The organism is Shewanella sp. 10N.286.52.E4 (assembly GCF_041468785.1).
GTDB classification, from domain to species: domain Bacteria; phylum Pseudomonadota; class Gammaproteobacteria; order Enterobacterales; family Shewanellaceae; genus Shewanella; species Shewanella electrodiphila.
This window is the reverse complement of sequence record NZ_JBFRJJ010000063.1, coordinates 1-8,451: the sequence shown is the minus strand read 5'-3', so window position 1 is coordinate 8,451 and position 8,451 is coordinate 1. Positions and strand designations below refer to the sequence as shown.

Annotated in this window: 10 protein-coding genes; all 10 read right to left on the bottom strand. The window is 43.8% G+C overall.

What is annotated here, in order from left to right; all coding sequences use genetic code 11:
- A partial coding sequence (locus AB4153_RS20840; protein ID WP_371998539.1) for a Na(+)/H(+) antiporter subunit D occupies positions 1–1,460 on the bottom strand: 1,460 nt, incomplete at its 3' end.
- Positions 1,447–1,809 (bottom strand): hypothetical protein, encoded by a 363-nt coding sequence (locus AB4153_RS20835; protein ID WP_371998538.1) that lies wholly within the window; start codon positions 1,807–1,809, stop codon positions 1,447–1,449. The genes AB4153_RS20840 and AB4153_RS20835, both read right to left, overlap by 14 nt.
- Positions 1,799–3,289, bottom strand: a complete 1,491-nt coding sequence (locus tag AB4153_RS20830; protein ID WP_102528290.1) for a monovalent cation/H+ antiporter subunit D family protein — start codon at positions 3,287–3,289, stop codon at positions 1,799–1,801. The genes AB4153_RS20835 and AB4153_RS20830 overlap by 11 nt, the downstream gene beginning before the upstream one ends.
- A complete protein-coding gene (locus AB4153_RS20825) occupies positions 3,286–4,764 on the bottom strand; it encodes a monovalent cation/H+ antiporter subunit D family protein (RefSeq protein WP_371998537.1) in 1,479 nt (492 codons plus the stop codon). Before AB4153_RS20825 ends, AB4153_RS20830 begins: the two co-directional genes overlap by 4 nt.
- On the bottom strand, positions 4,764–5,126 hold the full coding sequence (locus AB4153_RS20820) for a cation:proton antiporter subunit C (protein ID WP_102528292.1): 363 nt from the start codon (positions 5,124–5,126) through the stop codon (positions 4,764–4,766). Before AB4153_RS20820 ends, AB4153_RS20825 begins: the two co-directional genes overlap by 1 nt.
- Positions 5,107–6,141 (bottom strand): Na(+)/H(+) antiporter subunit B, encoded by a 1,035-nt coding sequence (locus AB4153_RS20815; protein ID WP_371998540.1) that lies wholly within the window; start codon positions 6,139–6,141, stop codon positions 5,107–5,109. The genes AB4153_RS20820 and AB4153_RS20815 overlap by 20 nt, the downstream gene beginning before the upstream one ends.
- 17 nt (positions 6,142–6,158) lie before the next feature.
- Positions 6,159–6,500: a monovalent cation/H(+) antiporter subunit G gene (mnhG, locus tag AB4153_RS20810; protein ID WP_102528294.1), complete on the bottom strand. Its 342-nt coding sequence runs from the start codon at positions 6,498–6,500 to the stop codon at positions 6,159–6,161.
- A complete protein-coding gene (locus tag AB4153_RS20805; protein ID WP_102528295.1) occupies positions 6,497–6,793 on the bottom strand; it encodes a monovalent cation/H+ antiporter complex subunit F in 297 nt (98 codons plus the stop codon). Before AB4153_RS20805 ends, mnhG begins: the two co-directional genes overlap by 4 nt.
- Complete coding sequence (locus tag AB4153_RS20800; RefSeq protein WP_371998536.1) at positions 6,793–7,293, bottom strand: Na+/H+ antiporter subunit E; 501 nt, start codon at positions 7,291–7,293, stop codon at positions 6,793–6,795. The genes AB4153_RS20805 and AB4153_RS20800 overlap by 1 nt, the downstream gene beginning before the upstream one ends.
- A 136-nt stretch (positions 7,294–7,429) precedes the next feature.
- Positions 7,430–7,867: a Rap1a/Tai family immunity protein gene (locus AB4153_RS20795; protein WP_102528297.1), complete on the bottom strand. Its 438-nt coding sequence runs from the start codon at positions 7,865–7,867 to the stop codon at positions 7,430–7,432.
- Positions 7,868–8,451 lie beyond the last annotated feature (584 nt).

Here is an 8,451-nt window from a genome sequence, read left to right as displayed (position 1 = left end):
ACATCAAGGTGAGTAGAGCGCAGCTCAGGTGGATACATCCCTTTTAAATTCAACCAAACGAACGCTAATGCTGAGAACAGTAATAACTGAGTCTGAGCCAGTACATGGGTCGCATCATATGGGTTATAGCCCGTATCGTAAGGTAGCAGAGAGTAAAGCGCTGCTGGGTAAATTCCAATACCAATACATAGACAAGCGGCAATGAACATCGCTGTTAACATGTTGACTGGTGGGTCATTGGCTCGAATACCCGAGTCATGGGCGAAGAAGGCAAAGTAAGGGATTTTAATACCTGCGTGGTGGAATACACCCGCCGAGGCAAACAGTAGCATTAACCAAACCCAGTCATGACCAGTCTCCATCGCTGCAGACATTACCATTGATTTACTCACAAAGCCGCTAAACAGTGGGAATGCAGAGATAGAGGCCGCTCCGACAATACATAATATTGTGGTTTTGGGCATCGTCTTATAGAGACCGCCGAGATCGGAGCCATTTATTCGGCCAGTCATATGCAGTACGGCGCCCATACTCATAAACAGCAAGCCTTTAAAGATCACATCATTAAACGCATGAGACACTGCGCCATTTAATGCAAGGGAAGTCCCGATACCGATCCCGACTACCATAAAGCCCACTTGGTTTATCAAGCTGTAGGCTAACACTCGACGAAGATCGTTTTCGATCACTGCAAAGAAGATAGGAAAACAGGTCATTGCCGCGCCGATATAAATCAGTATTTCTGTGCCAGGGTAGGCACGAGCAAGGGCATAAACTGCAACCTTGGTGGTAAAGGCGCTGAGTAAAACAGTACCGGTTGGTGTTGCTTCTGGGTATGCGTCGGTAAGCCAAGTATGCGCAAAAGGAAACGCACACTTAATGCCAAAGGCGATAAAGATAAGCCAGCCAGCAATGCCATTTAAACCGATATAGTCAAAGGCAATACTACCTGTCTCGTTGATATAAAATAGCGCGCCAACTAACAGAATAACCCCAGAGAGTACCTGCATGATGAGGTAGCGCATCCCCGCGCTATATGCTGCTGGAGTACGGCGGGCCCACACTAGAAATACAGAGGTAAAGGCGAGTAGCTCCCAAAACACGAATAGGGTTAACAAGTCACCCGCAAATACGGCGCCAATGGCACTACCTGCGTATAGCATAGCGGCAACTTGTTGCACTGTATCTTTAACGTGTAATGAGTAGACGATGCCAATAAATGCGGCAATATGGAAAATATAGCCAAACATCAGACTTAATTTATCTGCGCGATAAGGGACTAATTCATAGTCTAAAAACATCAATTGCAAATGGATGCCTTCTGGCACCGTCCACAAATGCAATCCGCTGATCACTGGGATCGCTATCATCAAGGCACCGCGCAACTTTCCACGAGTTGTAGCAGCAATCAATCCGCCAATGATAAACAGCACAAACGGCGGTAACTCAAGCATCCACATTGCGATCACCTTTATTGTTATTGTTATTGTTATTGTTAGCTTCTTTGGCGTGGCCATCGCTGACGTCGACTATTTCAATTTTGCTATTATCAAGCTCTTCAACGGGCCCATAATAATCTTCTGGACGCATCAAAAAGCTGCGCATCCAACTGGCGACCACAACAAGGATCACACAACCGACAAAGCCATAAATTGGGTAAAAAGCAGGTAGGTTTTCCCAGCTATGGTAAACATGGCGATGAATGACAAAATCAAGTACCACTAACAATGCACAGCAGGTGTATAACAGGTATAAAATCCGCTGGATGTTTTTGGGTTTATCAAAGAGGTACTGCTTCTCATTGTCCATGGTTGACTCCAGATACAGTCAAAATAGCTTTCGCCAATTCATAAAAGGGCTGTGGATGAATGAACATAATCAAGCAGCCTAAGGATGTGATAACTATTGCAATTAAAGATGGCATAGGGGCTTCTTTAATACCGTTATTTGACGGCTTAAATCCTTTACCTGGGAAAAAGGCATGGTAAGGAATTGGCAGAAGGTAAGCGATATTAAGTAGCGAACTGAGCATTAAGGCAACCATGACAACCCAATAGCCGGTTTCAATAGTGCCCATTAATAGGAACCATTTACTCCATGTTCCTCCAGCTGGTGGAACGCCAATAATGCTAAGGCTAGCAATGAAAAATGCGGCCATGGTGATTGGCATGGTATAGCCAAGTCCGCGTAGCTCACTTACCTTAGATTTATGGCTAGCTACCAAAATGGCTCCGGCACAAAAGAACAGGGTAATTTTGCCAAAGGCATGGGAGGCGATATGCATTGAGCTACCGATAACACCTGATGATGTGGCCAGCAGGGCACCGATGGTGATGTAGCCCAGCTGACTTATCGTAGAGTAAGCCAATCTTGCTTTTAAATTATCTTGTCGCATGGCCACAATCGAGGCCATCACCACAGAGAAAGTCGCTAAATAAAGCAAAAATTCTGTAGTTGGTAACTGTGGCAGTAAATCGAGACCAAAAATGAAGATACACACCTTTAATACTGTAAACACCCCAGCCTTTACCACCGCCACGGCATGTAAAAGTGCACTGACAGGCGTTGGCGCGACCATTGCGGCAGGTAACCAGCGGTGAAATGGCATCATCGCCGCCTTACCAATACCAAATATAAACAGGACTAATATAGCGCCCGCTACTGTGGTATTCACATTGGCATCAAATACACCGCCAGCGGTAAATTCGAGGGTGCCACTAACAAACCAAGTTAAGATGATGGCTAATAGGAAAAAGGCCACAGAGGTACTAAGCAAGATGCCAAGGTAAACCCGCCCCCCTTTTTTAGCTTTATCTGTACCCGCATGAGTCACTAGCGGGTAGGTAGACAGTGTGAGTACTTCGTAAAACACGAATAGGGTAAATAGGTTAGCAGAAAAGGCGAGGCCCATGACCGCACTAATCGCTAAAGCAAAACAGATGTAAAAGCGGGTTTGGTTTTCTTCTTCATGACCACGCATATAACCAATGGCATAAATGGTCGTGATTAACCAAAGAAAACTGGCAATTAACGCGAATAACATGCCTAGAGGTTCTACTACAAAGCTTACCTCTAAACCTGGCATAAGCTCCCACCATGAGACCTCAATGCTGGTGCCAGCGTTGAGCGCTTGATAGAGGTTTATCACGCAATAAAGTACCACAAGACTGGTACTGATAGTGACAGCCTCACGTAGGTTAGGTTTCTTTCCTGTTGCAGCTATTGCAAAGGTTGCCAGCAGCGGTAATAGGATAGTTAGCTGTAACATCAGCGCTAAAGATGGATTCATGGGTTTATTCCAAACAAGCTTTGAGAAGCCGCCTGTGCCACTTGCACACTCAGGCGAGTATCGATACCGAAATAGATATTAGCGAAGACGAGGATCCAGATTGGAACAAGGAAAGTCCAAGGTGCCTCTTTAACGGCTTCACGACCAGGTAATGGCGGTTTGAAATAAGCCATTTCTACAATGCGCCAGATATACACAATGGCTAGCAATGACCCTAATAGGATAAGTACCGCAACAGGCCACATACCAGCTTCAACACTAGCGACAAGCAGATACCATTTACTGACAAAGCCGACGGTTAACGGCACACCAATCAAACTGAGACCACCGATAACAATGGCTGACATGGTCAGTGGCATTTCTCGGCCTAGCCCTTGGAACTGTTTGAGCTGGACGCTGCCAATTCGGTACATTACTGCGCCTAATGCTAAAAACAGTGCACCTTTCATTAATGCATGGTTAAACAAATGCAGTAAGGTTGCCATTACCCCGGTACTGGTATTTATCGAGTAACCGATGATCATATACCCCACTTGAGCGATGCTCGAGTAAGCTAGGATATGTTTCACATTTTGCTGATAAATCGCAGTGATAGAAGCGGCAAATACCCCCACAAGTCCAAGCACCATTAAAATGCTTTGTAGTGGCAACGAGGTGAACGAGAAAGAAATCCCAAATACGGTAAAGGTGAAACGGATCAGCAGGTATACAGCGACTTTAGTTGCTGTAGCGGCTAAAAATGCCGTTACTATCGAAGGCGCGTAAGCGTATGCATTTGGTAGCCACAGATGTAAAGGGAATAGGGCTAGCTTCAAACAAATGCCGACGATTAAAAATGCGAAGGCAACAAATACTGTACGGGTATGACCAACATCCACTAATCGGGTGGCCAGATCGCTCATGTTTAACGTGCCCGTCATTTGATAGAGCATGCCGATACCAATCAAAATAAAGGTCGCACCGATAGTGCCCATGATCAGGTATTGGTAGGCTGCCCATAACGCGCGTCTGTCTCTACCTAAACCTATTAAGGCATAAGCAGATAGAGAAGAAATCTCTAAAAATACAAATACATTAAACGCATCACCGGTTGCGACGATGCCGAACATGCCAGTTAATGACAGTAGGTATAGACTGTAAAATAAGGTGTGGCGATCTTCGTTGAGTTCTTTTTGTATGCTGGTGTTAGCGGCAAACAACACCACGGTTCCAATGGTGGAAATAATCAGCAGTAAGAAGGCGTTAAGCTTATCGATGCGATATTCAATTCCCCAAGGTGCTTCCCAGCCCCCGAGTTCATAGATAATCGTACCTGACTTCATCACTTCAATGAGTAGTAATATGCTGTTGACGCAGGTTGCAGCACAGACTATTAAGGCAAATATCCACACTAGTTTAGAGCGGTTTAAGAACCAGCATAGCGGGGCTGCAATTAGCGGCACCACAACTTGTAAAATAGGCAGGTGAGCTAACACTATGATTCATCCTCGCTGAGCTGATCTTGTTTTTGGATCTCATCTTCTTCGACACAGCCATAGGCTTCTTTGATTCTGATGACCAGTGCTAAACCAAGTGCTGTGGTTGCAATACCTACCACAATGGCGGTAAGAATTAACACGTGGGGCAGAGGGTTAGAGTAATCACTGATCCCTTCAGCAATAATCGGCGCACTACCGCGCTCGACCATGCCGACGGTGATATAAAAGATAAACACTGAGGTTTGGAAAATGGTGAGTCCAACTAGCTTTTTAACCAAGTTTCCGTGGGCGATAACGATATAAAAGCCAATCATCATCAACAATACGACGATCCAATAGTTATAGAGTCCGAGAAACATCCTGCTCCCCTTTTAGTTTTTGTTCTTGTTCTGATTGTTGTTTCTCTGCTTGAATTTCAGCTTGAGCTTGTCTGCGACCATCAAAGTTGAAGAAGATACTCAACATGACCGAAGCAACGGTGATGCCTACGCCTAATTCAATCAGTAATATGCCAATGTGTTGACCTGAAACAGGATCATCAGCCAGTACGTTGTAGTCTAGGAAGTTAGCGCCATTGAGTATGGACACAACCCCGACACAGGCGTAAAGCAGCAACCCAACAGCGGCTAACAGTTGAATCAAGGCTGGGTTGAATACTTTTTTAGCGGTATCTAAACCAAAAAGCATGGTGTACAAAATAATTGCTGCAGCAAAAATAACGCCCGCTTGGAATCCGCCACCAGGGCCAAAGTCACCGTGAAATTGCACATACAATGCAAACAATAAGATGAACGGGATGAGCGCTTTACTGACAATACGCACCACCATATGACGTTCATGCATTTGTTCTTCTGTGGCTTCTTCAGATTTGATTTTTTTCCGGCGACGAGGCAGTGATAACAGAGAAAGCACACCAATGCCTGCAGTAAAGATAACGGCGACTTCACCTAAGGTATCAAATGCACGGTAACTACCTAAAACGGAAGTCACAATATTAGGTACACCGACTTCCTCCATCGAGTCATGGATATAACGAGGGGCAACATGTTGATGAACAGGTGCCTCAGGATCACCGAAATAAGGCATATCTAAAGTGCCGTAAATCAGCATGCTACCAGTGACTAACACCACAAATAGCGCCAGAAAGGGTTTATGCCGTTTTGGCGCCTCTTTTCGGCCTGTTATGGTGATGGCCGCTAACATGAGTAAGCCAGAGATACCTGCACCAACAGATGCTTCGGTAAAGGCGACGTCTACAGCATCAAGCACCACAAAGAAACAGGCAGACAATAAGCCATAAATCCCAGTTAACATGACCACGGCTAATAGGTTTCTTGTGAATATGATTGCAACGGCAATAACGACTAAAAATATCAGTAGTACAATATCAACTAAAGCTTCGATGGCTTGTTCCCTCCCTGATTATCAGGCTTACCTTCTAGCGGCAATAAGCCATTACGTAATGCGGCTTTTGCTAAAGCATGGCTGGCAGACGGGTTGATAAATAGCGTGCACAATAAGATGAGTATTAATTTAATCAGCACTAAACCATTGGGGCTTTGTAGCATTAACCCAAATAGCACTAAACACGCGCCTAAAGTATCGGTGACACTCACAGCATGCATGCGAGTGTAAAAATCAGGAAATCGCAACATCCCAACGCCACCTGATAAGCAAAGGAAGCAACCAATTAGCAGGCTTAAACCGCTGATAATTTCGATTACGAGGTTCATTCTTCACCCTCCTTGGTTGAATGAGGCTTATAAGGAGCAACCTTAAATTCTGCTGAGTCAGAGTAGCGTAATACCCCAATCACACTGATAAAGTTAATCAAGGCGTATACAAGGGCGATGTCGAGAAATTCTGGACGGCCCATTAAAAAGCCCAATACAGATATCAATAAAATTGATTTGGTGCCAAACATATTGAAAGCGAGGATGCGATCGTAAAGAGTTGGGCCGACAATGCAGCGAATGATCGCTAACAGCATGACGACAAGAATTGCGATAGTAGCGGCAGCTAACATTAGTTTTCGATCTCCCTTACCCGGCGATCCATATCGCCGGTTTTTAATGTATCGATATCATCCTTATGTAAAGCATGAACAGTGAGTTGATCATCAATTAAGTCTATGGCGACAGTCCCTGGCGTTAAGGTGATTGAGTTGGCGTAGATAACTTTATTAATGTCAGTGCACTGGCGTGTATCTATGGTGGCCAGAGTTGGCGAGATGCTGCTGTTACCCAACCAAATATGTTTAACCACACTGATGTTGGATAACACGACCTCTTTTGATAGCCATAACAGGTAGGTTGCCATATTGACCGACAGACTAATCGGATGAGATTCGTGGTCGATAACATCCATTTTCTGGGCTATATAGAGCACTAGCATGATCGAAGCTGCCCCTAATGACAGTAATAACGGGTTACTGTAGTTGGAGTTTATCCACCAAAATAGGGCTAAAGTTAATAACAGAATAAGCCTATGGCTCGGAAAAAAGCTGCTTTTCTTTTCTTGTGTCATATTCTCGAATACTTCGCGTTAATTAAGGACTGTGTAGACTTAGCGACTCAAAAATGATTGAGTTTTATGACAACGAACTATTCAAGTCGATGCAGTGCTAAGTTGATCATTGGCTTCATATAGCCTGTTCAATATTTTATTCACATGGTAATTCTGCTGATAACGCCTGATAAATTTTGCTGTGCAACAACTGTAAAGAGTCGGCAGAGGCTGGGAGTTGTTCAACCGTTCGGCCGACTATGCGTTCAATCAGCTGATCGCGGGTTGCTTTTGTTGGGATACACACTTCGGTGATTTGCTTTTTTGACGTCTCGTTACCGACTCGGGTTTGGTAGGCTCGGTCTGAAAAACCGCCAGCACTTTCTCTAATCTTATATTGGTAACTCGTATTTAAAGCGCCTGCGAGAAACCCCTGAATGTAATAAGTACAGGCTTTAGTTGAGCTGTCAGACGACGCATTTTTTAGCGACATGCAAGATGAAAGTACTAATTGTGCTTCATTTTTATCGGTATTTGCAGATGCTGGTAACGAGAAAGATAGCAATAATAGCGCTAAGAGTTGGATGATCTTCATGTAGCCCCCTTTTTATAATGGCTTAATCACAGATAAACATTAGCAAAACTAAAATTTATCAATGTTAGCAACAGCAAGTTTTCAGGTGCAGGCTGTTAGTCGCTTGCTAACCTATCAATGACTTTGCTTAAGGCAGTGTTTTATCGTCGATTTTATTCAGTTAGGTATTATTACAATTTGTACCTGGATAGGTATCGATATACTGACTGCTTTCAACTAATAAAGTAATTGCTAAAACACTGCAGCTATAACAAAGGTTTAACAAATGAAACCTTGGCGGAAACAATTAATTTACACTGTTAATCTATTTATAACACAAATGATTTAAGTTTAAATACTAAGTGAGTGTAAAGTCGCATATTTTTCGTTATATGAAGGAATTTTTCAGTTACTTACCTAAGTCCTTGCTGAGCCTAGGCTGTAGGCTACTTTTAAACTGGTTTTAGTTTAAAACGCCAGTTAATTAAGGTGCTGTTTCACGATTTTAAGGTGTGTTATTGCCTTGTGTTTAGGTTTTAATGGCGTTTTCTGCGGCAAGTTTTGTCAGGCTTTAGTTGAAAGCTCTAAATTGAGGGCTCTAAATT